25 protein-coding genes and 1 pseudogene are annotated in these 26,190 nt (G+C 45.1%); 9 read left to right on the top strand and 17 right to left on the bottom strand.

Going from position 1 to position 26,190, the window contains the following annotated elements:
* On the top strand, positions 1 to 233 hold a 233-nt coding region (locus tag HMPREF2572_RS00180; RefSeq protein ID WP_148132248.1), incomplete at its 5' end, for a transposase.
* Between the two features lie 72 nt (positions 234 to 305).
* Complete coding sequence (locus HMPREF2572_RS00175; protein ID WP_003755186.1) at positions 306 to 1,112, top strand: IS481 family transposase; 807 nt, start codon at positions 306 to 308, stop codon at positions 1,110 to 1,112.
* Positions 1,113 to 1,326: 214 nt separating this feature from the next.
* Here the strand turns inward: HMPREF2572_RS00175 and HMPREF2572_RS00170 are convergent, their stop codons facing one another.
* The 9 genes from HMPREF2572_RS00170 to HMPREF2572_RS00130 form a co-directional block, all read right to left on the bottom strand.
* Positions 1,327 to 1,986: a phosphoesterase gene (locus HMPREF2572_RS00170; protein WP_070495266.1), complete on the bottom strand. Its 660-nt coding sequence runs from the start codon at positions 1,984 to 1,986 to the stop codon at positions 1,327 to 1,329.
* Between the two features lie 113 nt (positions 1,987 to 2,099).
* Positions 2,100 to 2,882, bottom strand: a complete 783-nt coding sequence (locus HMPREF2572_RS00165) for a hypothetical protein (RefSeq protein ID WP_029609556.1) — start codon at positions 2,880 to 2,882, stop codon at positions 2,100 to 2,102.
* Between the two features lie 552 nt (positions 2,883 to 3,434).
* Positions 3,435 to 3,845: a hypothetical protein gene (locus HMPREF2572_RS00160; protein ID WP_003756631.1), complete on the bottom strand. Its 411-nt coding sequence runs from the start codon at positions 3,843 to 3,845 to the stop codon at positions 3,435 to 3,437.
* A 1-nt stretch (position 3,846) separates the two neighbouring features.
* Complete coding sequence (locus HMPREF2572_RS00155; RefSeq protein WP_070495264.1) at positions 3,847 to 5,889, bottom strand: integrase; 2,043 nt, start codon at positions 5,887 to 5,889, stop codon at positions 3,847 to 3,849.
* 2 nt (positions 5,890 to 5,891) lie between these two features.
* The gene (locus tag HMPREF2572_RS00150; RefSeq protein WP_193564208.1) at positions 5,892 to 7,412 is read right to left on the bottom strand and encodes a site-specific integrase; all 1,521 of its coding nucleotides are present in this window, start codon (positions 7,410 to 7,412) and stop codon (positions 5,892 to 5,894) included.
* A complete protein-coding gene (locus HMPREF2572_RS00145; protein ID WP_246827725.1) occupies positions 7,390 to 8,508 on the bottom strand; it encodes a site-specific integrase in 1,119 nt (372 codons plus the stop codon). The genes HMPREF2572_RS00150 and HMPREF2572_RS00145 overlap by 23 nt, the downstream gene beginning before the upstream one ends.
* A gap of 320 nt (positions 8,509 to 8,828) precedes the next feature.
* Positions 8,829 to 9,344, bottom strand: coding sequence for a single-stranded DNA-binding protein (locus HMPREF2572_RS00140; RefSeq protein WP_016688069.1), 516 nt, complete (start codon positions 9,342 to 9,344; stop codon positions 8,829 to 8,831).
* Positions 9,345 to 9,347: 3 nt separating this feature from the next.
* Positions 9,348 to 10,730, bottom strand: coding sequence for an MFS transporter (locus HMPREF2572_RS00135; RefSeq protein ID WP_070495260.1), 1,383 nt, complete (start codon positions 10,728 to 10,730; stop codon positions 9,348 to 9,350).
* A gap of 130 nt (positions 10,731 to 10,860) precedes the next feature.
* Positions 10,861 to 11,490 carry a lytic transglycosylase domain-containing protein gene (locus HMPREF2572_RS00130; RefSeq protein ID WP_070441231.1) on the bottom strand — a complete coding sequence of 210 codons (630 nt, stop codon included), beginning with the start codon at positions 11,488 to 11,490 and terminating at the stop codon, positions 10,861 to 10,863.
* 251 nt (positions 11,491 to 11,741) lie between these two features.
* Here HMPREF2572_RS00130 and ppx point away from each other — a divergent pair, with 251 nt between their 5' ends.
* The gene (ppx, locus tag HMPREF2572_RS00125; RefSeq protein WP_070495257.1) at positions 11,742 to 13,250 is read left to right on the top strand and encodes an exopolyphosphatase; all 1,509 of its coding nucleotides are present in this window, start codon (positions 11,742 to 11,744) and stop codon (positions 13,248 to 13,250) included.
* Between the two features lie 112 nt (positions 13,251 to 13,362).
* Here the strand turns inward: ppx and HMPREF2572_RS00120 are convergent, their stop codons facing one another.
* The 7 genes from HMPREF2572_RS00120 to uvrB all read right to left on the bottom strand — a co-directional run bounded on the left by HMPREF2572_RS00120 (position 13,363) and on the right by uvrB (position 19,847).
* Complete coding sequence (locus HMPREF2572_RS00120; protein ID WP_070495255.1) at positions 13,363 to 13,836, bottom strand: hypothetical protein; 474 nt, start codon at positions 13,834 to 13,836, stop codon at positions 13,363 to 13,365.
* A 56-nt stretch (positions 13,837 to 13,892) separates the two neighbouring features.
* Complete coding sequence (locus HMPREF2572_RS00115) at positions 13,893 to 14,804, bottom strand: nucleotidyl transferase AbiEii/AbiGii toxin family protein (protein ID WP_070495253.1); 912 nt, start codon at positions 14,802 to 14,804, stop codon at positions 13,893 to 13,895.
* A 90-nt stretch (positions 14,805 to 14,894) separates the two neighbouring features.
* Positions 14,895 to 15,482: a hypothetical protein gene (locus HMPREF2572_RS00110; protein ID WP_070495251.1), complete on the bottom strand. Its 588-nt coding sequence runs from the start codon at positions 15,480 to 15,482 to the stop codon at positions 14,895 to 14,897.
* 4 nt (positions 15,483 to 15,486) lie between these two features.
* Positions 15,487 to 16,236: a hypothetical protein gene (locus HMPREF2572_RS00105; RefSeq protein WP_070495249.1), complete on the bottom strand. Its 750-nt coding sequence runs from the start codon at positions 16,234 to 16,236 to the stop codon at positions 15,487 to 15,489.
* Positions 16,237 to 16,379: 143 nt separating this feature from the next.
* Positions 16,380 to 16,928 (bottom strand): SMI1/KNR4 family protein, encoded by a 549-nt coding sequence (locus HMPREF2572_RS00100; RefSeq protein ID WP_070495247.1) that lies wholly within the window; start codon positions 16,926 to 16,928, stop codon positions 16,380 to 16,382.
* 216 nt (positions 16,929 to 17,144) lie between these two features.
* Positions 17,145 to 17,795, bottom strand: a complete 651-nt coding sequence (locus tag HMPREF2572_RS00095; RefSeq protein ID WP_070495245.1) for a hypothetical protein — start codon at positions 17,793 to 17,795, stop codon at positions 17,145 to 17,147.
* 24 nt (positions 17,796 to 17,819) lie between these two features.
* Positions 17,820 to 19,847: an excinuclease ABC subunit UvrB gene (gene uvrB / locus HMPREF2572_RS00090; protein WP_070495243.1), complete on the bottom strand. Its 2,028-nt coding sequence runs from the start codon at positions 19,845 to 19,847 to the stop codon at positions 17,820 to 17,822.
* 183 nt (positions 19,848 to 20,030) lie between these two features.
* Between uvrB and dnaB the strand changes: the two genes are divergently transcribed.
* The 6 genes from dnaB to HMPREF2572_RS00060 all read left to right on the top strand — a co-directional run bounded on the left by dnaB (position 20,031) and on the right by HMPREF2572_RS00060 (position 25,104).
* Complete coding sequence (dnaB, locus tag HMPREF2572_RS00085) at positions 20,031 to 21,437, top strand: replicative DNA helicase (protein WP_003764236.1); 1,407 nt, start codon at positions 20,031 to 20,033, stop codon at positions 21,435 to 21,437.
* Positions 21,438 to 21,594: 157 nt separating this feature from the next.
* On the top strand, positions 21,595 to 22,290 hold the full coding sequence (locus HMPREF2572_RS00080) for a pilus assembly FimT family protein (RefSeq protein WP_003756725.1): 696 nt from the start codon (positions 21,595 to 21,597) through the stop codon (positions 22,288 to 22,290).
* 11 nt (positions 22,291 to 22,301) lie between these two features.
* Positions 22,302 to 23,030 (top strand): type IV pilus modification protein PilV, encoded by a 729-nt coding sequence (gene pilV / locus HMPREF2572_RS00075; RefSeq protein WP_083294100.1) that lies wholly within the window; start codon positions 22,302 to 22,304, stop codon positions 23,028 to 23,030.
* The gene (locus HMPREF2572_RS00070; RefSeq protein ID WP_070495241.1) at positions 23,030 to 24,007 is read left to right on the top strand and encodes a PilW family protein; all 978 of its coding nucleotides are present in this window, start codon (positions 23,030 to 23,032) and stop codon (positions 24,005 to 24,007) included. Before pilV ends, HMPREF2572_RS00070 begins: the two co-directional genes overlap by 1 nt.
* Positions 23,986 to 24,600: a pilus assembly PilX family protein gene (locus HMPREF2572_RS00065; protein ID WP_070495239.1), complete on the top strand. Its 615-nt coding sequence runs from the start codon at positions 23,986 to 23,988 to the stop codon at positions 24,598 to 24,600. Before HMPREF2572_RS00070 ends, HMPREF2572_RS00065 begins: the two co-directional genes overlap by 22 nt.
* A 12-nt stretch (positions 24,601 to 24,612) precedes the next feature.
* Positions 24,613 to 25,104: a PilX family type IV pilin gene (locus HMPREF2572_RS00060; RefSeq protein WP_070495238.1), complete on the top strand. Its 492-nt coding sequence runs from the start codon at positions 24,613 to 24,615 to the stop codon at positions 25,102 to 25,104.
* Between the two features lie 492 nt (positions 25,105 to 25,596).
* On the opposite strand, the pseudogene HMPREF2572_RS00055 reads toward HMPREF2572_RS00060, so the two are convergent.
* A pseudogene (locus HMPREF2572_RS00055) lies at positions 25,597 to 26,190 on the bottom strand (calcium-binding protein); the annotation flags it as partial.

The following is a 26,190-nucleotide window of genomic DNA, read 5'->3' as shown; positions in this document are numbered from 1 at the left end:
GCAAAGCCCACCGTAACCGTCCGCTGACGGAAAATCAAACGAAGCGTAACCGGTATTTATCGAAAACCCGTTATGTGGTCGAACAAAGCTTCGGTACGCTGCACCGTAAATTCCGCTACGCCCGGGCAGCCTATTTCGGGCTGATTAAAGTGAGTGCGCAAAGCCATCTGAAGGCGATGTGTTTGAACCTGTTGAAAGCGGCTAACAGGCTAAGTGTGCCTGTTGCCGCCTAAAAGGCGGCCCGGATCCCTTATTTGTAGAAACTAGTAGCGTTGTTTACAGTATTTCCAGGAGAATACTGAAACATGAACATGCACAAAAACACCCGTCTCACCCCGCACCACCGCCAAGCCATTTGGCTGGCCTACACGCAGGGGAAGGAAAGCGTCACCTCCCCGGCACGCCACTACCAAGTCAGCCGCATCACTATTTACCGCGCACTTAAAGCCGCAAGAGGCAGACTGCTCAAACCCCAAACCAGTACCAACAACCGTTTCAAACAGGCAAAGTACGGAATGAAACGCCTGGCCAAGGTAGAACGCGGCATTCAGGAAAAACTCAAAAGGCAGGCCAAACGCTACAATAAATCCTACCCCGGAGAGCTGGTACATCTCGATACCAAACGGCTGCCGCTGCTCAAAGGGCAGAAAGCCACCGATAAGCGGGATTACCTGTTTGTTGCCATCAACGATTTCTCAAGGGAGCTATACGCCGCCATTTTGCCGGACAAAACTGCAGACAGTGCCGCCAAGTTTCTGACTGAACACCTGATTGATCCCTGCCCATACCTGATTGAGTGCGTTTACTCCGACAACGGTACGGAATATAAAGGCTCGGCCAACCATGCTTTCGGTGTAGCTTGTTATGAGAACGGGATTGGTCAAAAGTTTACCCGGGTTGCCCGTCCGCAGACCAACGGTAAGGCGGAACGGGTTATCCGCACCCTGATGGAGATGTGGCATGAGAAACAGTTGTTTGACAGTCCGGAACACCGGCGAAAGGAGTTGTGCCGCTTTGTTAATTTCTATAACACTGTGAAGCCGCACCGCAGTTTGAACGGCGATACGCCGTTTGAGGTCTTGCAGGCTTATTTTTCTCAACCTGTGGTGTAAACAACGCAACGTTTTCCTACACAACAGGAGGGACAAGCAGTTTACGCTTACGCCTGTGCCGTTAAACGAGATCATTCATTTCATGCGGGACACTTGGCGGTATTGCTGATGCAAAAAGGACGGATTGAAAACCCGTCCTTTTGTTTTGCCGACTGTTTTTCAGGCAGCCTGCACTATTCAAGGCTACCTGAAAATTCATCTCTAAAATAAAAGCTCATTCATTCAATGCTGTCAATCTCGCCCGAACTTTTGCAGCCGCATCTTCCGTGCTGTTGCCGACAATAACGTTTTGCTTGTCGTCGAAATACTGAACGGCAGGGAGGTCGCGCAGGAAGCTGTCAATATCTTGTTCGGTCAGGAAACGGCCGTGCATATCCCAGCCGACATTGAGGGCACGCCCTTTGACGGCGGCCATGCGGTCGTGCAGATGGCCGTAGAGGTGGTATAGGCCGTGGTGGATGCCGTCCCATTCGTATAAGGGATAGTGGCACAAAATCGCGGTATTGCCGATTTCGGGCAGTTTGAGCCGCAGGTAATGGCTGGCGGACGAGAGCAACGGATGGCCGTCGGCTTTGCGCGTGTTGAGGAAATGTGCTTCGTTTTGCCGAATCAGGTAGTCGTGGTTGCCGTAAATCAAATGGTGTTGCCCGTTAAGCCGTTGCAGCACGGCTTCGATGTGTGCGGGCTTTTTGGCAAAGCAGACATCGCCGAGGTTGTACACAGTGTCTTGCGGGGTAACGACGCGGTTCCAGCAGTCGATCAGGTATTCGTTCAACTCGTCGGCGTTATCGCTTTGCAGGCGAAATTGCGGGCAGTATCGGGCGATGTTGGGATGGGAGAAGTGCCAGTCGGCTGTGAAATAGGTTTGAGGCATGGGATACTCGGTTTCTGGTCATCTGACAATGAAAAATAAGGTGCAGGCTGCTTTAGAGGTCGTCTGAAACGGAGTTGGGGCGATAAAAAGCAGCCTGCACTTTTTTTGCCCGCCTATCTGCCGGTCAATACCAACCGTTGGCAGAAGGCTTCCCAATCGGCAAGGGGCACAACGCGTTTGCCGTCTGCTAACCGGTGCACATCGGAAGCGCAGGCGGTGTGCCAATAGGTGTAAAACGGTAGTTTGGCGATGTCGGCTTCCGGTACGGCAGGGGCATTGTCTTGTCCTGGCGTATGCACAATCGGCAGGCCGAAATAGCTGTATTGGCCATCTGCGGCTTTGTCGCCTGTGTGGCCGGTTTGGCCGCGGTGTCTGCCGGTACGAACAAACCGTCGGCAGAATGCGTTCCAATCGTGCAGAAACACGGCGGCTTGTCCGTCTATCAGGCTTTGGGCCGAACCGATGCTGCTGTCCCGCCAAAACAGGTAGAACGGCAATTCGGCGATGTGGCGTTCCATGACGACCGGACAATCGCCCTGTCCTGCCGGCTGCATCACCGGAACGCCGAAACAGGCGGTTTCAGGCAAGGTATGTGCAGGCTGCATGAAGGCGTTTTGCAGGATAACGGCCGCTTCGGCAGGGTCGATACCCAAACAGTCGATGGCAGGCTGCAAGGTTGCAGGCAGGTCGCAAAAGCAACCTGCACCTTCCGGCAGGCAATATACCGAGTTGTGCGTATGAGCCAGCGGTGCCGCCCATAGGGTAACGGGCGAGGTGCGGATTCGGCTGCCTGCGGTAAAACGTCCCGAACCATCTTGGACGACTGTGCCGTACACCACGGCATACTCGGATTTACCGGGCGTGTGGTAGCACGTGAATGTCCAGTCGGTGAGCATGCAGGGGGATAGGGTGCTGTCGTGGGGATGTTCGGATGAGATGGGGGTGTTGGGCATGGTTCATTCCTGAAATGGCGGGGTTTAGACAGCCACAGTCATTGCGAGGTATGCAGATTGCCTGAAATTTCGCGTTACACTTCAATCGCGCTCCTGTTCCGATAACCAGTTTGGACAATTATTTTTGGAATACCTTTGGGATTAATGATCATGCAGCAGTCTTAAATTTTTGCATACATGGCCGCGTGCTTGTCTCCGGCAAGACGTGAGCGAAGCTGAGCGAATCCATATTGTTAACAAAATTAAGATTTAGTGGAGGCTGCTGCAAGCTGCGGTGCGGGCTTGAGCGGAAAGTAGTTCAGTATAATAGTGTTTGACGCGCCATTAAACTGCTGTATCTCTCTGCCCGGAAGAAGTAGATGTTGACGAAAATTGTCTTCTACTCTACCCATCAAGAAGTTTAATAGGTGTGAAGAGATTGTCTGAAAATTGATTTTCAGACGATCTTTTGTAGAGACTACTATAGTAAAAATAATTTACCTTACATCCTATAAATTACCTACGTTGACGGTTAACAGCAATAAGAGGCTTATTTAAAGTAACTTGGGTCATACCATGCATATATGCATTATATTGCCATACAATAAATTGCTGTTTATATCGCTCATTAATTTCTTCCAAACGTTGTACCTGAGCTTTTAAATTCTTAACTTGCTTTTGCAGATAATCCATTGTTACATTCGGTTCTGGGTTAGCTTTTGCTTTTTCTTTAAGTATATGTTTTTGTTTGCTAAATGCCCCTTGTATATCTGAATAATTAGCTAGGGATTGTCTTTCAATACTTTTAACATTTAATAATTCTGAAACTTTGTGGCAAAGTAATTCCCAAGTTAATTTACCTTCCCAGGTCTTAATTAACATGATAATGTCTTCTAAACGTTCTTCTGTAACAAGAATTTTGGGCATATTATAACTCCATTAGTCTATACAAATCATTGTCTAATTTAGCTGTATCTGGTTCTAGAATGTCTATATCCATTCCTTTTTCCTGTAAAGCTAATTTAACTGGGGAAGGGTCATACTCATCAGGAATTCGTAATAATGATCCATTTGGAATTTCCCGATTTTCTAAAAATGCAATTTTGGTTTTTATATGTGTTAATCTCCATCCCAAATTACTTATCCACCGATCTGCACCAAAAACACCTAATTTATGGTGCTCTCTCGCTTTATTAAATTGTTCTGTAAGTTGAATTTCTCTAAGCTTTAATATTTCTAAAGATGATTCTAATCCTTTAATACAAACGAGTTCTTTACATGTTTCACAATCCCCATGGCGAGAGCATGGCGACATTGCATAATCATGTTCACAAATGCCTATTTCCGTTATAGTTGCAATTCCAATTCTATTTTTTCCTAAGTCTTCATAGGTTACTGGAAGATTTAAATGAATTTTATCTAAAAGTGAAGCATACTCGGGAATAAGTAAATTCCGAACTGCTTCACTTTTTTCTTCTTCTGTCCTGTGATCATAAGCCTTATTATCTGCAATTCTAGCCCTCCCTGCCCAGTTCGCTAAAGTTAATTCATCCATTCCACCTCTCTCAGCTTTTGTACTTAACCAATGCCTTGCATTGTGTGATAGCAATCTAACAAACTCTCCTTTCGAAGTAGTTATACAATGCTTTTCCCATAATGATGTTTTAGGGCGTGTATCAGAATAGCAGAATCTATCATTAATAAGATTTACTGTTGGTAATATAAAAGAAAATTTTTTAGGGAGAAAATTATCATGAAATTCATTTTCTCTGAATAATAATAAGGCTTCAGAAGCTTTAACGTTTTTATTTTTATCAATATATGGCCAGTAATTGAATTTTGAGGTATATTTTTCGTATAAGTATTTCCCTAAAACATTGGGAGTTATAACACCACTATTTTCTTTCATTAACTTTTCAAACCACTTAGTTTTAATCCCATGCTTTCCATTAATTTCTAAAACCTTACCTATTTCTATTTCAGTTAAAGGTTTTTGAGGTAAATAATGGGATACTTGCATACCTTGATCTGGTGATATCATTACCGTGTTCGGATTTTCTTCCGCAAACTTTGCTGCTTTTCTTGCTAAAGCTCCTATATCTGTTAAACGTTTGACTGCTTCAATAATCACATCTTGCATGCTACTAGGAACCCATTTCAAACCCTCTTTTCCATTTTTTGCAGGTATCCATCGAATACCTAATTGCTTATTTCCTAGGCTATCTTCTTCCCATTCTAAGCAATTAACAGATAAAGACATCAACTCAGAACAACGAGATGGAGCAACCATAAGTAGAGCCATAACTGCTGTATAATACTCAGTTTCTTTATCTAAATTTGGTGCATCATGAAAGAGTTTGGCTACCAACATCATTTCTTCATCTGTTGGCATTTTACTTGAACGGTATTCTTTTCCTCTTTCATCAAGCAATATCGTTAAATCTCTAGGACGTTTATATGGGTTATTCCATAAAGACAAATTTGGAGTAATACCATTTTCACGACAAAAATCAAATAACTTCTCAAGTTGATATCCTAATTTATTGACTGATTCAGTATCTTTTTTATATTTTTTCAATACAAGGGTTTCAACTTCATTAATGACTAAATTATCGAGTTGTAATATATCGCAATTGTCTTTTACATTGTATAAAGCCATTTCAACCATACGTAATGACTCAAGATGCCGTGATAATTGACGAACTGGTTGCTGAGAATAAACATAACGAATGTATGCTTTAGCAAAATCAATAAATGGTTCAGATAACGGCTCATATTGATAGGATGTAGATTTAACCCTATCTGTGGAAAAACGAACTTGAATGTTGTGAAGATTAAAGGTATCTCTCCATTGATTATTGTCCCAACAATCACTTCCGAAAGCTGTAAGTTTGTTTCTACAGAAAGTGATAAAATTTTCTAAACTGGATTTTGGATTCTCATGTACTTGGAAAAAAATTGTATTATTCATAATTAATGAGCCTCCATATTTTTTTTCATTTCATTACACGCTTGAACAACATATTCAACAGCCAATATAATACGATCCTTAGAAGATGCATAATCTATACTTTTAGTTCTTCTTAAACGTTCTTCTTTCTCTTTATACAGTTTATTTAATATTTGTTGATGTGGACCATCAACCAAAGGTCTAAATTTAGGACATAAATAACAAGTCTCATAACCAGTTATACAAAAATCATTCGTCCCACATGCGCCTATAGTATCTACTCCGTTATTAGTTATTAAAGATGTTGGATCAAATCCTCTCTCACTTTCATTCAAATTAGAAATAATTCTGCCAACGAATGCTTGGGCTAGTTTTCCCATTTCAGCACCCATAACGCGATCAATATATTGCACTGTATCCGCTGTATTTTCAGTATAGACTTTCACATTTTGTGTATCTGAGTGATCTAGTAGTTCTGCTATAATCGCTGCACCAACTCCTTTTCTCCCTAGGTTAGTCCCCCTTGTATGACGAAAACGTCTTGCATTAACATGAATAATTTCACCTGTTCGCTCTGAAACAGCTTTTTGATGTATACAGAATTTTCGTAATACATTTAGTTCTAATGAAGAGCTCGAGTAATGAAAAATATCTAATTCTAATAATGAAAGATCAAAATTCCTATTTTTTATATTATTCTTCAGAAAACGCCAATCAATAAACATTGGTAATTTCATTTTATAATCTGATATAAATGTTTCATCAACTAGGCTAAGCAATTTTTTATACTGATATTCTAAAAAGTTTAAGAGAACTAAATACAAGTCCTCTGTAATAGCAATCTTTTTAAATGTTTTTCTAAATAACCCACCTCTCTTTTTAGCACTAGGTATATTTAGGAAATAATTCCATGTTCCTTGAGAAGCTTCTTTTTTCAAGTCTTCAAATTTTAAATGTCGTATTTGAATAGGTCTTCTTGCAGTAGCTTGAAGTAAGTGGATATATGTATATGTTTCAAATGAAATAAGATCTTCTTTCCAAAGTCTAGCCAGCTCTGTCATTAAAGCTAAAATTTCATTTTCAGTAAATGCTCCCGTATAAGGGCATCTCATTATTACCGATTTACCTTTATCATTTCCACTCAAAGTAAAGCTTTCTAGTAGAGATGCAACAGCTTTATCAACTCCATAATAACCATACTCGTACCACGAGAGCAAAAAACCTTTTAATGAACCTAAATACCATTCACGTTCTTTTCCTAAGTTGGTTTTCCAATTTAATAGCGTATAAGTATCAATGGTTTTTAGTTGCGTATTAACTACTAATTCATGAAATCTATTGTACATATTAATAGTATGGTAGCTAGAGTATTTTTCAGCATAGATAGCTAATGTTTTTCTAAAGCTATTTAATGTTTTTTTATCTATATTCAATACAGCTTGAGAGAAATTTAGTTTAATATCTTTACTTATACGCCAAGAGTTTTCATTTTCATAAAACGCATATCCATCTCTTGATTGTCTAAGAATTTTCTTCTGGCTCATAATTGTCAACTTTTTTTTGAAACTCAGTTTGAAGTTCTAATAGTATTTTATTAGCTTTTTCTCGAATATAACGTTGATTATAAACATCTCCAGATTTTTCTGATACATGTCCCATAAGGTGTTGCCTCATTTTTGCTTCTTTTTCTGGTGAAATAAAATCTTTATGGTAAAAATCATTACTTACACTCTGATTGTTTTTATCTATTTTTTTTGAAAAATCTAAGTTCCACTCATGACGAAAAATGTGTGGATGAATAACAGAAAATTTTGGATCAACTTTTTTCATTGTTGGCACAATAACATTATCAAATGAACTTGTACTAATAGGATTCCCTTGAGTTTTCCCTTTCCGATGAGTTACGAACAAATATGGATGTTTATTTGCATTTGGAATTTTAGAACGGTAATTCATAATGTAATCATCAATGAGTTGAGCTATTTTCTGTGAAATAGGAAGACGTCTCTCTTTAGTTTTACTTACAGCCTGTGTTTTTTTTGAATCAAATTTATCGTCATGAGTTCGTCTTATTAAAATAAATGGTTTAGTTGTTCCTATCTCGATAAATGGAATCTGGATTGATAAAAGCTCTCCACGTCTTATCCCTAGTTCTTTTAATAATATAAACATCAGGTAATTTCTTTTTTTGATACCTATATTTTGGAATGGATTATTAGGGTTAGAATAATTAGCAATAGACATAAATTCATCTAACAATCCATTAGATAAATCTTCATTTACTCTTACAGTAAAATTTTTATGATTTTTAGGTTTTGAAGCTTTAATTAATAAAAGCAAATTAGCTAACTTTTCTTGGTATTCACTAGAAACTCTAATTACTTTAGATAAGAATAAAATATATTCTGAAAGCACTGTTAGCCTATTGTACTGATGATTTAAAGAAACAGATGGAAAAATTTTAATAAATTGAGTTTGTACTTTTTTTATAATTTTTCTTTTCGTACAATTAGTTTTTTTTTGTTTTACTGCATTCAGCTTCATATGCCTGATAAGAGTCTCTAATTCACTTTCAGTAGGAACTATTTCTTTTTGAAGCATTTCGCTAATGATTAATTTATTATTCTGTTCCCAATCCATTAGCCACTGTATAACCCCTAATTTATTCCTAATCGTATTTACAGCACAGTGATACCGCAGTTCTACTGTAACCCATAACGTCGAATAGAAATCAGGTATCCCTGTTTCTTTGTTAACCAAAAGGGGAAAACGTTCTCCATTTTGGAAAAGGACCGTCTCCAATTTATACATGATGCTTAAATTTGCAAAATTAATATATATAAATACTAACGAATTCAATGCAATCTGTAAAGATTAATGTAAAAAAATAGAAGCCCTGTTTTAAAGGGCTTCTCTTGGTGCTTTTGAATTATATTTTACATATTCTTCTTATATGTAACTCAGAACGGAATATCGTCGTCGATGTCTTCGACAGGGGCTGCCGGTGCGGCGGGAGCTTGGCGGCGGGGGGCGGCAGGGGGTTCTTGGTTTTGCGGTGCGGCTTGATATTGTTGCTGTGGCGCTTGTTGTGGGTAGCCGCCTTGGCTGTAACCGCCGTCGTCGTAAGGTGCGCCGCCGCTGTTATCGTTGCGGCCGCCGAGCATTTTCATTTCGTTGGCGATAATGTCGTATGCGGTGCGTTCGATGCCGTCTTTGCCTTGGTATTTACGGCTTTGGATGCGGCCTTCCAGATACACTTGGCTGCCTTTTTTCAGGTATTGCCCGGCGATTTCGGCGAGACGACGGTACATGGTAATGTTGTGCCACTCGGTGCGTTCTACGCGCTGGCCGTTGCGGTCGTTCCAGGTTTCGCTGGTGGCGACGCTGAAATTGCAGACGGCTTCACCGTTGGGCATGTAGCGGACTTCGGGGTCGCGACCGAGACGGCCGATAAGGATGACTTTGTTTAATGACATTTTTTAAACTCCTGTGATGATGTTTTCGGCGGCCTCTTGGTCAAATCCTTTTTGCAACGCCTTGATGTAAATGGTTTGTTTGTCTGCGCTAAAGGCGATGCTTTCGACGCCTTCGACTTGGGATAATGCTTGGTAGAGTGAATCGTGTTTTTCCTTCCATGCGGAGCTGACGGGATAGCTGAGGTTTTTGACGGGTTTGGGCGCGGGTGCGAGTACGGCGATGACCAGCCATAGCAACATCAACGCGCTGCAAAAGGTGAAAACGCCTGCAAAGCCGTATTGTTGAAACAGCCATCCGCCGCTTGCGCCGCCTACAAACAGCCCGACGGACTGCATGGTATTGTAAACGCCCATTGCCGTGCCTTTCAAATCGGATGGCGCAATCTTAGACACCATGGACGGCAGGCTGGCTTCCAATACGTTGAAGCCGATAAAGTAAACAATCAGATAGGCGGTAATGAGCCAAATCGAGTGCATGCCGAACAATAAGCCGATCTGCGCAGCGGCGATGCAGGCGATGCCGAGAATGAAGACTTGTTTGAGCTTGTTGCGGGTTTCGCCGATGATGATGAGGGGAATCATAATCACCAGCCCCGTAATGGTCGAGGGCAGATAGACTTTCCAATGCTGGATTTTTTCCAAACCGAGCTGCGTCATGGCAAAAGGCAGGGCGGTGAACAACGCCATTTGCGCGGCATGCAGCGCGAAAATGCCGAAATCGAGATTGAGAAGCTGGCGGTCGCGGAGGACTTCGCCCATGCGCGAGGGCTGCGCCTGTGTGTCTTCGTGCAGCTTGGACACTTCGGGGTCGGGTGTCATCCAAGCGACAACGCCTATGCTGATGACGGTCAGGATACCGGTCAGCATAAACAATCCGGGAACGCCGATAATGTCGGCAATCATCGGCGCAACCACCAGGCTGACGGAAAAGGTCAAGCCTATGCTTAAGCCTATCATCGCCATTGCGCGGGTACGCACGCCGTCTCGGGTCAAGTCGGCAAGCAGCGCGGTCACTGCCGCACTGACTGCGCCTGCCCCTTGGATGGCGCGCGCGGCAACCAGCATGGGCAATGAGTTGGCAGCGGCGGCAAGAAAACTACCGGCGGCAAAGACAATCAGTCCGACATAAATGGTTTTTTTGCGTCCGAACTTATCGGAAGCGATGCCCAAAGGCAGTTGCAGCAAAGCCTGTGTCAGTCCGTAGATGCCCATTGCCAGACCGACCAAGGTTTTGTTGTTTTCCGCGCCGGGCAATGAGGCGGCATATAAGGACAAAACGGGAAGAACCAAGAACATCCCCAGCATACGCAGTGCGTAAACGCCGGAGAGAGTGGTGCTGGCACGCCATTCGTGCGGGAACATTTGGATGCGGTTGTCTTTTGCCATAAACGGTTTTTCAGACGACCCCGTAGGATTCAGAAGTCGTCTGAAATTTTGAAATTGATAGATGTGCGGATTATACAGGATTCAAAAGGGTTTGCATTTGAACAGACCGCAGCCGTCTATAAACCGCGATTCAACCCCACTGCCAACGGTTGCGCCACGCGCCTAAGACGGCGTTGGGGTATTTGTTGCTGCCCAAGCTGCCGTTGAAGCGCGCCAAAGCGCGGACGATGTTGCCTTTTTCGATATTGTTGTAATGGCGCAGGATGGTGCAGCCGTAGCGCAGGTTGGTGCGGATGTCGAACAGGTTGTGCGAAGGTTTGCCGATATAGTTTTTCCAAAACGGCATTACCTGCATCAGCCCGCGCGCGCCGACGCCGCTGATAGCGTATTGGCGGAACGCGCTCTCGACTTCGATCAACCCTAAAATCACTTGGGTATTCAGCCCCGCGCGGCTACTTTCGTATTGGATGTTGACCAGCAGGCGGCGGCGTTCGGCGGCATCGGGAACGTAGCGGGCAAGGCGGGAGGACATCGCCGCCAGCCAGCGTTCGCCTTCGTTTGGATCGGCGAACACGAGGCGCGGCGGGTTGACATTGTTGATAGAGCTGCGCATGACCGAAGCGACATCGTCGGCAAGCGTTTCTTCACGTTGCGCGCCGGCGAGCGCAGCGGCAGGGCTGAGCAGCAATGCGCCGCCAGCCAGTAAAAAGCGGCGGCGGGACAGGGATTCGGGTGTGAGGATCAGGTTTTCCGTTTTCATGTGTAGTGTCATTCGTTTAGTCGGTTTAAAGGTCGTCTGAAAAAACTATTTTCGTTTTCAGACGACCTTTTGACGTTTGCAAAACGGATATTATAAGAATATCTCCGTGCAGAATCAAAGGCAGCGTGCATCATTTATGAATGGATTGACCTGAAGTAGAATTGCGGCGGTTTAAAGTTGATCTGCGATATTGTCAATCAACGGCGGGACAGAGTAACATTAGACCTTCGTTTATCCACCGGTATCTCTTTATGACCACTACGCCCACCAACGTCCTGGCATCCGTCGATTTAGGTTCCAACAGCTTCCGCCTCCAAGTTTGCGAAAACAACAACGGACAACTAAAAATCATTGATTCCTTCAAACAAATGGTGCGCTTTGCCGCCGGTTTGGACGAACATAAAAACCTCAGCGAAGAATCCCAAGAACGCGCCTTGGACTGTTTGGCAAAATTCGGCGAACGGCTGCGCGGGTTCAGACCCGAACAAGTGCGCGTCGTGGCGACCAACACCTTCCGCGTAGCAAAAAATATCGCCCAATTCCTACCCAAAGCCGAAGCCGCACTGGGCTTCCCCATCGAAATCATTGCCGGCCGTGAAGAAGCCCGCCTTATTTACACCGGCGTTGTCCACACCCTACCACCCAACGGCGACAAAATGCTCGTCATCGACATCGGCGGCGGCTCAACCGAATTTGTTATCGGTTCCGACCTGCATCCACTCGCTACAGAGAGCTTATCTTTGGGCTGCGTCACTTACAGCCTGCGTTTCTTCCAAAACAAAATCACCGCCAAAGATTTCCAAGCAGCAATCTCCGCCGCACGCAACGAAATCCAGCGCATCAGCAAAATGATGAAGCGCACAGGCTGGGATTTCGCCATCGGCACATCCGGCTCCGCCAAATCCATCCGCGACCTCATCGCCGCCGAGTTTCCACAAGAAGCCGACATCACCTACAAAGGCATGCGCTACCTCGCCGACCGCATCATTGAAGCCGGTTCCGTCAAAAAAGCCAAATTCGAAAGTCTCAAGCCCGAACGCGTAGAAGTGTTCGCTGGCGGACTGGCAGTCATGATGGCGGCGTTTGAAGAACTCGAACTCACTAAAATGACCGTTACCGAAGCCGCCCTGCGTGACGGCGTGTTCTACGACCTGATCGGACGCGGTTTGAACGAAGACATGCGCGATCAGACGACCGCCGAGTTCCAAAACCGCTACCACGTCAGCCTCAACCAAGCCAAACGTGTCGCCGAAACCGCGCAAGCCTTTATGGACAGCCTGTGCCACGCCAAAAACGTAACCGTCCAAGACCTTGCCCAATGGCAACAATACCTCGGCTGGGCAGGCAGACTGCACGAAATCGGACTCGACATCGCCCACACAGGCTACCACAAACACTCTGCCTACATTCTCGAAAACGCCGATATGCCCGGATTCTCCCGCAAAGAACAAACCATACTCGCGCAACTGGTCATCGGACACCGCGGCGACATGAAAAAAATGGCGGATATCGTCGGCAGCAGCGAAATGCTTTGGTACGCCGTCCTTTCCCTGCGCCTCGCCGCACTTTTCTGCCGCGCCCGCCTGCCTTTGGATCTGCCGCCGCAAACCCAACTGCGTGCCGACGAAACCGGAAAAGGCTTCATCCTGCGTATCAGCCAAAACTGGCTCGAACAACACCCCCTAATCGCCGCCGCACTCGACTACGAAAGCGCGCAATGGCAAAAAATCGATATGCCTTTCAACGTGCAGCCTCAATAGGGTTGAAAATGGTAAAAAGGTCGTCTGAAAATTAGATTCAGACGACCTTTTGCATATAACCGTTTTTGCCCGAAGAATAGATGTTTTACCCCAAATATGATTCGCAGATCATTCAATATAAAATATGTTTCTTTAAATAGCCTGATTCAATCAGTGGGAAAACATCAGACAGCGGGGAGATCAATTTAACATCTGCGTGATGAATCATTACGTGTTCATTTTGGTTTAATTCATTCTTATATCTTCTGTACAGATTTTTATCATTATCGAAAAACCAAACTAAAGCATATATCTTCCCATGAATATTTTCTGATTCATGATATAACTTTCTAAATTTGTCCCTATTTCCTTCTTTATTCAGTCTTTCAAAGCTATTGCTTTGCTTGGATTCCAACCCTTCCTCTCCAATTAATTTACTTTCCAATGCTTTTGCATGAGCCAATCTTAAAACATCGCTATCATTTTTACTCGAACGAAAATTCATATTTTCTCCGGCTATTGCCGTAGTTAAGAAAAATAAACCTAACAGAGCTATGAGCATTTTCTGCCATTTCGTTTTGTCGGTTTTAAAAATGAGGATTCCCATAATAATGCTCCTTTCTGAGAGGTCGTCTGAAAAATCATTTTCAGACAACCCGAACTTTATTGCGGCAAGACAAGATTGTCCAAAGTCAGCCCGGCTTCGCGCAGGCTTTGTACATATTGTTCAAACACAGTTTGATAATCATCCGGTATTTGCGGGCAGATATAGGAAAATTCATATGTTTTACGTTGGTAGTCCCAGTCTTTGCGGAGATTTTTGGCATAGGTGTGGTGTGCATCGTAATGGCAAAAAATATCATGCAGATTACCCGAAAACAGATGTCGTATGTTTCGTAGCGGGATTCGGTCGCGGCGGCATTCGGCGGCGAGTATTTCTAATATTTGTTCAATCAGATTGGTGTCGCCTTGAATGTGTTGAACGAGATAACTCAAGTCATATAAGTCCTTAAAGCGCGGACGGACGAGGGTTTGATGCAGCTTCCATGCGATTTGCGGGGCGAGCGGTACGGAGTAGGGCAGCGTAAATTGGTCCATCGCCGTATTGAATACGGTGTAGTAGTCAGGTTCGAAGGGCAAATCCAGATTAAACGATACATCAACACTTAATTCTACGAGTTGGCCGTTGATGGTGCAGGTCAAATCGGTATTGGTGGTGGGGAAATCGTCCGACATGGCGTAATCCACGTTGCGCCAAAAGGGATTTTGGGAGAATGGTGTGAACGTCACGCCATCATAGGCATAGGCGGTGGTTACAGCCTCCGCCCATTTGTTCAGACTGTTTTCCGCTGATTGATAGTCTTCTTTATACGGCAACATCACATAATCCAAGTCGGCAGGCAGACGCATTCGAAGGTTGGGAAAATATTGGCGCGTAACGTGGCTGCCTTTGAGCATAAAAGGGAAATCCAAGTTGGCGGCGCGGCGGATAAATGCTTCTTGGGCGATAAGCTCCAGCAGTCGGGTTTCGGAAAGGTCGGGATACTGAAGGGCGTAGAGTTCGATGGGATTCATGATATTTTTGGGGTAAGTTATAAATTAAGACAAAGGCCTAGATATGCTGTTCGTCGGAGATTGGGGATTCAGACGACCCGAAGAGTTCTTTTAATGCGTCCACCCTTTGTCTAAATCCAAATTGCCATCATACACACAATATTCAAATTGTTGTTTGATCAGCGAGACCGAATCGGGCAGACCGTGCAACAATTTTTCTACACGCTGGACAAACTCCGTGTAATCACTCGAATGGCGTACGGTAATAAACCGTTGGTCAGGCGTGTGGCGTAAAGTGTTGCGTGACAGATGAGCATGGTTGCGGGAGCAGTAAGCATTCAGGGCGGGCAACTCTTCAGCCTCATGGCGCACCTTGCCGTGCCATTCGAAATAACAGGGTTTTTCGTTTGGATAGGTCGTCTGAAAACGGGCGGCACAATCGGCAGGAATTTCAATTTTTTCACGCACGATGGTAAAGCCTTGCGCGGCGAAGCGGTTGGCAAGCATATGCACATACTGCCGGACAGCATGATAATCGTCCGACTGTATCACGGCAGAAAACATCGGCTGCTGAGGATGCGCGCCCTCGGGCAGCTCGATTAGCACGGCTTTACCGCCCAAGTCGGTGCAGGTCGTCTGAAAACGGGGAAGGGCGGAAGAGGGCTGCGGCGTGGAGGTGAGATGAAGTTCGTAATACATGGTTTCAGACGACCTTAATGTTTTGGGTTGTTCCGTTTATTTGTTTCGGTAACCCGGATTGCAGAAAATCAGCCATTTCGCGATAAAACGCCATGACGGTTTGCATTTTTTGCCGTTCGGGTTCGCTTGCTTGAGGGCGGATGTTCATTTCATCTATCAATTCGCGCAGCGGGCGGCGTTTGGCGGGGTTGGTTTCGTCCAATACAAAATAGAGAACGCCACCTTTTTGTATCAGCCTATGACGCGCATCAGTTATATGGCTGTTAAAAAATAACTTTTGAATCAGGTTGGTGCGTTGTTCATCGTTTTGCGGAGGGTTGGCGGCTTCAGGAAGCAGCACGGTTTTGTTACAGACGCAGGATTGGGGTTGTTTGAGCGCAAAAACGGGCAGGTAAAACATCATCAACATTGCCTTCAGAATGTCGCAGAAATGCTCTTCAGCCTCGTCATCACCCTGTTGCAGACAAGCGGGCAGTTGGCAGGTTTGAAGGGTAAAGTTCCATTCGCTGAAGCCAGCCGGCAAACCCAGTCCTAAATCCAAATAAAAATGACCGTCCAGTTCGATAAAATGCCACGGCGTGTGGTTGGCGCGTACGCGCGGCAGATGCAGATAGGGATTGCGGCAAATCCGCAGGTACAGGCGGATCAGGTGGGCAATATTACCGCAATAAGCAGGACTGAGCGGAGACACGCGTTTGATGCGTGTCGTCTTTTCTTTTTGAAGGGAAAAGCGGCGGTATTGTTTGGGTTTCATCAAAATAATTTGGTCGTTTATCTTAACTGGGTGCGTTCGAACCAGATTTACGGCTGTTTCGGATAATTTTCAAACAGTCTTAAAGGCGTCTTTAGAGGTATGGAAAACAGGGGCGGCAAGCGTAGAGCGGATATTTACGCCAGTTAGAGTGTATCTTCGCCCTCGCTTTTCACGCAACGGATGATCCAGTCTTCAAATCGCCGCCATTCGGCTTCTTCGGCATAGGTGGCGGGATTGGCAGCATCGTGGATAAAAATGTCGAAATTGGGTTCGGCGCGAGATAGGTCGAAGCCGAACCAATCTCCCATGCTGTGATGCGCACCGATGATAAAGATTTCGCCTATGTCGGGTTGTTCGTCGGGCGGTAGGTTGTCAAGTTCTTCGCTCAATAGTTGTTGGTAATAGAAATTTTGCTCTTTCAGTTGGGCGAGGTTGTAGATTTCTATTTTGGGCGTTTGCGATAGGGCTTGATCTATCACGCTGGTGTACCATGAATAGAAAAAATCCCCCGTGCCGCATTGCTGTAAAAATAAATAATAGCTTTCAGGCAGCTTGTTTTGCGTATATTCGCGTATCGCCTGCAATTCATCGGTTGAAAGGGGATGTACATTGAAATTCAGATGGTTTGAGTGAGATGCTTGGTTGTTTGTCAGCCAGTATTGAAGTTGTTGCAGGGCTTGCGGATAGGTCATGATGGGAAGATGCTTTTTAAAATGGATTTTGTTGGGTTCGAGCCAACTGAAAGAAACCAGTCTTTGAGCGATTATATTTGTTGTTTGGAATGAAACAAAGGTCGTCTGAAAACGTTAAATCGGTTTCAGACGACCTTTTTATTATATGGTAATTGAGCAAAATGTAGGTTGGGTCTTGACCCAACCTACGCTTGCTTATTTTATTATATACATTTATTAAATATGATAGTCTAATTGTTGATTATCAAATTGTTCTAATTTAAGTTGTAATTTTTTTGCATTTTCGTATGGGATTGCTTGGATCCGTATCAATACACTGAAAATAAAAATGACTACTCCCGCAATAAATACAAACAACCCACGTAAACTATATTGCCAAGATGCAAAATTTAACAACAATATTATTGATGCAGCGAATATAAATAATATAAAAGCAATCACATAGTATATTAGCGCATCTATTACCCAATCAACAAATGAAGTCTTGATAGAAAGTTTCCCTTCTTTGAATTTTATATACCTCTTACTCTTTATAATTTGATTAAAAGTAAACTCTCCATTTAAAAAGGAATGGAAATCAATCAATTTCTCTATAAATATAACTTCCGCATTAAATTTAAATACGCGGACAAAATATTCTTTAATTAACTCACCCTCCAAGAAATTTTTTATTTCTGTTTTTTGTATTTTATTAATAATTTCTTCTAAAAGCCTCCGGCGAAAATTTTGTCTATTAGACCAGTATTCTAAAAAATCTTTGGATTTCCAAACAATAGCTACTGGCAACAATAACCCTATGATTATTGTTGCGATCTTATAGTTGCCTTCTTCAAGGTATTTAATAATTATCTCTAAGATTTTCTCCATTTTGATCTCCTAAATTTTGCAAAACTAATCAGCCCCAAACAACAAACTCTCCTTAATCCCTCGAATTCTATCACGCAAAACAGCTGCCTCTTCAAACTGCAAATCCCTAGCCGCCTGCTGCATAGCCTTTTCCAGTTTGGCGATTTCTTTAATCGCGTCTTCTTCGTTGTGGATTTCGCCGACTTTAACTTTGTTTTTGCCTTTCAGACGACCTTTGACGCTGTCTTCTTCGTGGTACACGCCATCAATGATATCTTTGACCTGTTTTTTAATCTGTTGCGGCACGATGCCGTGCTCTTCGTTGAATTTAATTTGTTTTTCGCGGCGGCGTTCGGTTTCGTCGATGGCGGCTTTCATGGAGTCTGTGATTTTGTCGGCGTACAGGATGGCGACGCCGTTCACGTTGCGCGCGGCGCGGCCTATGGTTTGAATTAGGCTGCGGTGGGAGCGCAGGAAGCCTTCTTTGTCGGCGTCGAGGATGGCGACGAGGGAGACTTCGGGGATGTCGAGGCCTTCGCGCAAGAGGTTGATGCCGACGAGTACGTCAAACAGTCCGAGCCGCAAATCTCTAATGATTTCAACGCGCTCGACGGTGTCGATGTCGCTATGCAGGTATCGCACTTTGATGCCGAGTTCGCTGTAATAGTCGGTGAGTTGCTCCGCCATGCGTTTGGTGAGGGTGGTAACGAGCACGCGTTCGCCTTTTTGGATGCGGTCGTTGATTTCGCTCATTAAGTCATCGACTTGGGTTGCGACGGGGCGGATGATGATTCGGGGATCGACCAGCCCTGTGGGGCGGACGACTTGTTCGACCACTTGTCCGGCGTGTTCTTCTTCGTATTTGGCGGGGGTGGCGGAGACGAAGATGGTTTGCGGCATGACTTTTTCAAATTCGTGGAATTTGAGCGGTCGGTTGTCGCGGGCGGAAGGCAGGCGGAAGCCGTAGTCTACGAGGTTTTGTTTGCGCGATGCGTCGCCTTTGTACATGCCGCCGATTTGGGTAACGGTAACGTGGCTTTCGTCGATGAACATGATGGCGTTGTCGGGCAGGTAGTCCATCAGCGTGGGCGGCGGTTCGCCTTCTTTTTTGCCGGAGAAGTGGCGGGAATAGTTTTCGATGCCTTTGCAGAAGCCCATTTCGTAGAGCATTTCGAGGTCGAAGCGGGTGCGCTGTTCGATGCGTTGTTGTTCGACAGGGCGTTGTTCGCGGGCGAAAAATTCGATGCGTTCGCGCAGTTCTTCTTTGATAGACTCGCAGGCGCGCAAGACGGTGTCGCGCGGGGTAACGTAGTGGCTGGACGGGAAGACGGTGTAGCGGCCGACGCGTTGGTGCAGGCTGCCTGAAAGCGGGTCGAACATATCGAGGCGGTCGATTTCGTCGTCGAACAGGCTGATGCGCAAGGCGTTTTCGGAGCTTTCGGCAGGGTACACGTCAATCACGTCGCCGCGTACACGGAAGCTGCCGCGTTTGAAGTCCAAATCGCCGCGTTCGTACTGCATGGAAACGAGCGTGGCGATGATGTCGCGTTGTTCGATGGTGTCGCCTTCTTTGACGGACAACACCATTTGTTGATATTCGGTCGGGTCGCCGATACCGTAAATGGCGGACACGGTGGCGACAATAATCACGTCGTCGCGCGTCATCAGGTTTTTGGTGGCGGAAAGGCGCATCTGCTCGATGTGTTCGTTGATCGCGCTGTCTTTTTCGATAAACAAATCGCGGCTGGGCACATAGGCTTCGGGCTGGTAATAGTCGTAGTAGGAGACGAAATATTCCACCGCGTTTTCAGGGAAAAACTCGCGCATTTCGGCATAAAGCTGGGCGGCAAGGGTTTTGTTGTGCGCCATGATGATGGCGGGACGGCCGCTTTGGGCGATGACGTTCGCCATGGTGTAGGTTTTGCCAGAACCGGTTACGCCGAGCAGGGTTTGGTAGGCAAGGCCGTCTGAAAGCCCTTCGAGCAGGCCGGCAATGGCGGTGGGCTGGTCGCCGGCGGGCGGGAAGGGTTGGTGGAGTTTGAAGGGGGAATCGGGGTATTGGATGACTTCCATATTGCCGCCTGTACCTGTTTTCTAGTTCGGGGAAAAGGGAAATTATAACAAAAAGGTCGTCTGAAAATTTTCAGACGACCTATCTATTTCTTGATGGCAGTTAAGTTGGCACAAAGCTAATGCCAACCCAATTTCCACTGCGCTATAATAGCGGATTCCCATTTCAGCCTAAGAGCAACTGCCATGAACGATTATCCCGATACGTCGTCTGAAGACCGCGAAGTCAGCGCGTTGTCGCTGCCGCCGCATTCTATGGAGGCGGAGCAATCTGTTTTGGGCGGTCTTTTGCTGGAGAATTCGGCTTGGGACAGAATCGCTGATGTGGTCACCGGTGAAGACTTCTACCGACATGAACACCGCCTGATTTTCCGTGCCATCGCCAATCTGATTAACGAAAGCCGTCCTGCCGACGTAATTACCGTTCAGGAAAGTTTGGAGCGCAATGAAGAATTAGAGGCTGCGGGCGGATTCAATTATTTGATCACTTTGGCGCAAAACACGCCGTCCGCTGCAAATATCCGCCGCTACGCCGAAATCGTGCGCGAGCGTTCTATCATGCGCCAGCTTGCCGAAGTCGGAACTGAAATTGCCCGTAGCGCCTACAATCCGCAAGGTAGGGATGCAGGGCAGCTTTTAGACGAAGCGGAAAACAAGGTGTTCCAAATCGCGGAAAGTACCGCCAAGTCCAAGCAGGGCTTTCTCGAAATGCCTGCGCTTCTGAAGGAAGTGGTCGAGCGCATCGACATGCTTTATTCCCGCGATAACCCGGATGAAGTTACCGGCGTGTCGACAGGGTTTATCGACTTGGATAAAAAAACCTCAGGACTTCAGCCTGGCGATTTGATTATCGTGGCGGGTCGTCCGTCTATGGGTAAGACTGCCTTTTCGATCAATATCGCCGAACACGTTGCCGTAGAGGGCAAACTGCCTGTCGCTGTATTTTCGATGGAGATGGGCGGCGCGCAACTGGTGATGCGTATGCTGGGTTCGGTAGGCAGGCTTGATCAGAGCGTTTTGAAGACAGGCAGATTGGAAGATGAACATTGGGGTCGTCTGAATGAAGCTGTGGTCAAGCTTTCCGATGCACCTATGTATATCGACGAAACACCGGGCTTGACCGCGCTCGAACTGCGCGCCCGCGCCCGCCGCCTTGCACGCCAGTTCAACGGAAAATTGGGCTTGATCGTGATTGACTACCTGCAATTGATGGCAGGTTCAGGTCGCTCGGACAACCGCGCCTCAGAACTTGGCGAAATTTCTCGTTCTCTCAAAGCCTTGGCGAAGGAGCTGCAAGTTCCCGTCATTGCCTTGTCGCAGTTGAGCCGTACCGTAGAGCAACGAACCGACAAACGCCCAATGATGTCCGACTTGCGGGAATCCGGTGCCATCGAGCAGGATGCCGACCTGATTATGTTCATGTACCGCGATGAATACTATAACCAAGAATCGCCCATGAAAGGTCTCGCGGAATGTATTATCGGTAAACACCGTAACGGTCCTGTCGGCAAGGTATTCCTTACTTGGATGGGACAATTTACCAAATTCGACAATGCAGCCTACATACCCGAATCCGCATTGATGGAAGATTGAGACAAATCAGCCTAAAAACCAAGCAAATTTCATATTTTATTAGGCAATTCATCCCAATATCGTTTAGAATGAGCCAAACCGCATAATTACCGGCGATAAAAACATTCTAAGCCGGATGACAAAACACATTACTTAACTCTAGACGTTTTTACTACTCATGTACGCACAACAAAAAGGTTTTACCTTAATCGAATTGTTGGTCGTGATCGCTATTACCGCCATCATGGCCACTATCGCCCTTCCCAATATGAGCGAATGGATTGCCTCCCGCCGCGCTGCCAGTCAGGCAGAGCAGGTGGCAAATCTCTTGCGTTTCGCGCGAGCCGAAGCAGTCCGCCTCAATCTCCCTGTCTATGTCTGTCCCGTGCAAATCAGAAAAAACGGGGTTCCAGACAATAAATGTGATACCAAATACAATCAAAGTGGCATCTTGGCCTATGCTGATAAGAGTGGTGATGTTAACTACAATGATGATAGGGCAGATATTTTCCTGCGCACTATCGTCTTGAACGCTAAGGATGCGAATAAAGTCACCTACCAATTTGATCATGTCAAATTCGGTGGCAAAGACTCTGATTCACAGCCTGTTTTTTGGGCATTTCAACCGAACGGTACTTTTGGCTATTCTGTCAATAAACCCAGTAAAAAAACTGATTTTACCTACTCGGACGGCTATATCAAAATCAGCATGACCGATTCCGCCGCAACCACAGAAAGCACCAAAAAGTCTCGTGCCAGCATTGTGTTGGTCGACAGTAGCGGACGAGTAGAAATCTGCGCCAAGTCAGATTCACGCGATCTCTGTAAATATGCAGAATCTAAAGCAAAATCCAACAAACAACCCCAACAATAAAATATAGCTCCATGAAACCCATGACATTACGTACAAAAGGTCGTCTGAAAACGAGCAAAGCGAGTTTCGCCAAAACCTGTTATTCAGATTTTTCCAAACCTAACCAAGCAGGTATGACTTTAATTGAAGTATTGGTTGCCATGTTTGTCCTCGCAATCGGCGTTCTCGCTTTGCTTGCCATCCAACTGCGTACCGTTTCCAGCGTACGCGAAGCAGAAGGACAGACTATCGTATCGCAACTTACCCAAAATTTGGTGGAAGGGATGTTGATTAATCCGAGGCTTGTAGAATGCCCAACCCCTAAACAGGGGGCAACCAATAGCAGGAATGGTAGGGGGTGGTGTAAAAATTATAAGGATTATTACACCACATACGGTGATTCCTCTACTGAACCATTGAAAAAAGGACCGCTGAAAGAGAGTATGAAAAAAGAAGAGTTGGCAAAAGCGCAGCTTGGTAAATTTCATGATGAACTGAAAGCAGCTCTTCCTGACTCTGAGTTCTACTACTCAGTATGCCAAGATAGTTTGACTAAGGATCTTAAGGAACCTACTGAACCAACTTATGACGGGACTTTTCACGACAATTGCGTCAAAAAAATAGAAGCTAATAAGGAATATGATACAGTTATCAAGGTGTTATGGCTTAAAGATTTAGAAGGCGGTAAAGCCGCAAGTGACGTCAAAACATATGAAAATTCCATCATTTACACCTACCAAGTACGCGTAAGGGAAAAATAATGAATAATAAAAACCGCCCACACATTCCGGTAAAAGCAGGTATGCAAGGCTTCAGTCTGATTGAATTCCTTGTGGCAAGCGCATTGAGTATGATAGTCCTGTTGGCAGTCAGCTCCAGCTATTTCACTGCACGCAGTTTGAATACTGCTGCCACAGCGCGCTTAAATGTTCAGCAGGATTTGCGTAACGCATCTAATCAGATCGTACGTGATGCCCGTATGGCTGGAAACTTCGGTTGTTTCAATATGTCGGCATATGATGCCCAAGCTGTTATCGCTGATTCTGGCTCCAAGGACTTTCTCAAACTTAAAGGTAGTGGGAAAATGCTTCCTGCCGTCAGAGAAACAGATTCCTTAGGTGTGACTGACTTCGAACAGAGCGGTAAGGCGCTGATTTTCCAATACGGTATAGATACCGCATCACCAACCGCAGCAACAGTAGTGGCCAGCAGCTGCACAAACATTACCAAACCGGGAAAACAAATTACTGATAGTAAAGCAGCTTTAAAGACAGATGGTTCCCAAGCAGGCAATATTTCCATCATGAAACATGAGGTAAATGCCTACGCTGTTGGTACGGCAGGTGGGCAGAAAGGTCTTTACCGTTTTCAACTGACAGACAAAGGGGAGTGGAGTAATCCGCAGTTGCTGATTAAGGGAATTGAAAGTATGAGTATTCATTACTTTTATACCGAAGGCTGTCCTGAAACATTTGAGGAAAGTGAAGTAGCATCTGCGTCTGCCCCTGCCCCAACTCCTGTCGGAAATGCTCAGAAGCAGGGGGAGGATAAGTCAAAAGATGAAACATTTAAATATACTTCGACACTGTCTAATGATGAAGCCCCGGCCTCTATCGAACTCCTGCTGAATAGCGGCAGTATTAATGCAGGCGGAAGCAATGATGAAAACAAAGTTCAACTCTATCAAATCAACGCAACTGTACGCGGAGGAAACAAATGCGCAGACCGATTACTCTAAACCATCCTGCTAAAGCCTCTGCACAAAAAGGCTTCGCATTGTTCATCGTCCTGATGATCATGATCGTCATCGCCTTGCTCGTTGTTACTGCGACCCAGTCCTATAATACCGAGCAGCGAATCAGTACTAATGATGCCGATCATAAATTTGCTACGACGCTTGCGGAAGCGGCATTGCGTCAAGGTGAAAACGATATTTATTCTATTGAAGAAGGCACTCAAATTTTTAATGATCAATGTTCCAAGGGGCTTTGTAGAGCTAAACAGCTTAGTGTTAAAGAATACACTACCCCAACTGGTATTATTGATGTTAAAGGCGAGGCTGATCTGAGCAAAGTTGAAGAAGCTTGGAAAAGAAAGCATGCAGAATGTCTTGATTCATATTCTAAAAAAGAAACAGAATGTATTAATGTTAATGGTAGAGAGTATCCGCTTGATAAAAATAGCGGGGCTAAAAAACCCCCCCGCTACATTATCGAATACCTAAGCACCAATTCTACCGACAACCGTACCATTTATCGCGTCACTGCTAAAGCATGGGGAAAAAACGAAAATACGGTAGTCATGCTGCAATCCTATGTGGCTAATGAATAAATAGATAAAATCATGAATACGTCTATCACTAAATTTCAAGGGTTTACGCTGGTTGAGATGTTGATTGTCGTTGCTATCATCGGCATCCTCAGTACCATCGCTTACCCTTCCTATATCCATTACATTGAACGCGGCTATCAATCTCAGGCGCATGCTGAATTGGTTATCATCAATAATTCCTTGAAAACCAAACTGGTTAAAAACCCTGCCCTTAAAATGAAAGATGAAATTGAAGGAGATACAGGGTTTTTTAAAAAATATCATGCTACATCTGAAGTTGCGGCTAAATACGACTTCAGCGGTGAAATGAAAAATAAGGACGCTAAAAACAGCAGGGCTTATTATCTTTTTGCCACCCCGAAAAGTGGGACGAATTACAAACTTTCCGTCTGGATGGACAGTTTGGGCAATGCCTACAAATGTACCGATGCTGAATCAGCCAAAGCCAAGTTAACCACTAAAAACGGTAATACAGGTTGCGAACCGGTTTCAAATAAAAAGTAGAGAAAAATAGTTGATACTTTCCTGAGACTTTGTTTGATTATTTAAGAAATCATTACTCAGAAGGTCGTCTGAAATGATTTTTTAGGCTTTAGAATGGATTAAACCGCACCTTAGTAGATTCGCTAAGGTGCAGTTTTTATAGGCACAATGTACTTTACTGTGAAACTTAGGTTTTCAGACGACCTTTTAAATTGATTGGTAAATATAGTTTCAAGCAACTGCTTAAATCAATTTTCTTCTATGTCAATTTAGGATTTGAAACTTGAGTTTGAGGGAGAGCTTCTGATTCGGCGAAAGATCTTGTAGATGTCAACAACACGGATCTTAGAAACTAAAACGTCGTCTGAAACCTGTGATTGGGTTTTCAGACGACGTTTTGTATTGAATCAGCTTAGAATGAACTGACGATTTGTTTTAGGTTTGTTTTAAATCTTTGCTTTGGAATTTAAAAAGCAGATTCGTTTCAAACTGTCAGTTCTTTTTAGTAAATCTTTAGCCGATGATATTGGATGCATTCAACCATACTGTTTGGTCGCTATCGAATTTTGCAAATACAGTATTACTGCTTGCACCTGCCGCACGATAAGCAAGAGTTTGCTGTGCTGAATCAAAAACGAGATAAGAGCGGTCGACATCGTAATAAGAAGGGTTGCTGACGAACATTTCTGACCAGCTAAAATTCGCATTGTTGCCACTCAATAATGAACGCATAGCAGACAGGTCGAGTTTGTCCATATAAGGGTTGAAGTCTGTCAAACGATCTGTGCTGCCGTCACGGATATCTGATGCAGTAAAGGCGACGGTGTCTCTGCCTGCACCTGTGACGATGGTGTCGCTACCTAAGCCACCTGCAAGATAGTCATCACCGTCTCCACCATTGAGGTAGTCATATCCATTGCCGCCTGACAGTGTGTCATCGCCGCTCATGCCGTATAGAGTGTCGTTGCCGTCTTCGCCACTCAAGCGATTATGTCCGCTGTTGCCGGTCAGGGTATTGTTGCCATAATTGCCAATACCGAAGATGTTGTTGCTGCCTGTCAAAGTCAGGTTTTCAACGTTGGTTGGGGCGGTGTAGGAAACGCTGCT

The sequence above is a fragment of the Neisseria sp. HMSC064E01 genome (genome assembly GCF_001808875.1).
GTDB lineage: Bacteria > Pseudomonadota > Gammaproteobacteria > Burkholderiales > Neisseriaceae > Neisseria > Neisseria sicca_A.
Note: the sequence above shows the minus strand (reverse complement) of the source record. Positions and strands in the feature narration are given on the sequence as shown.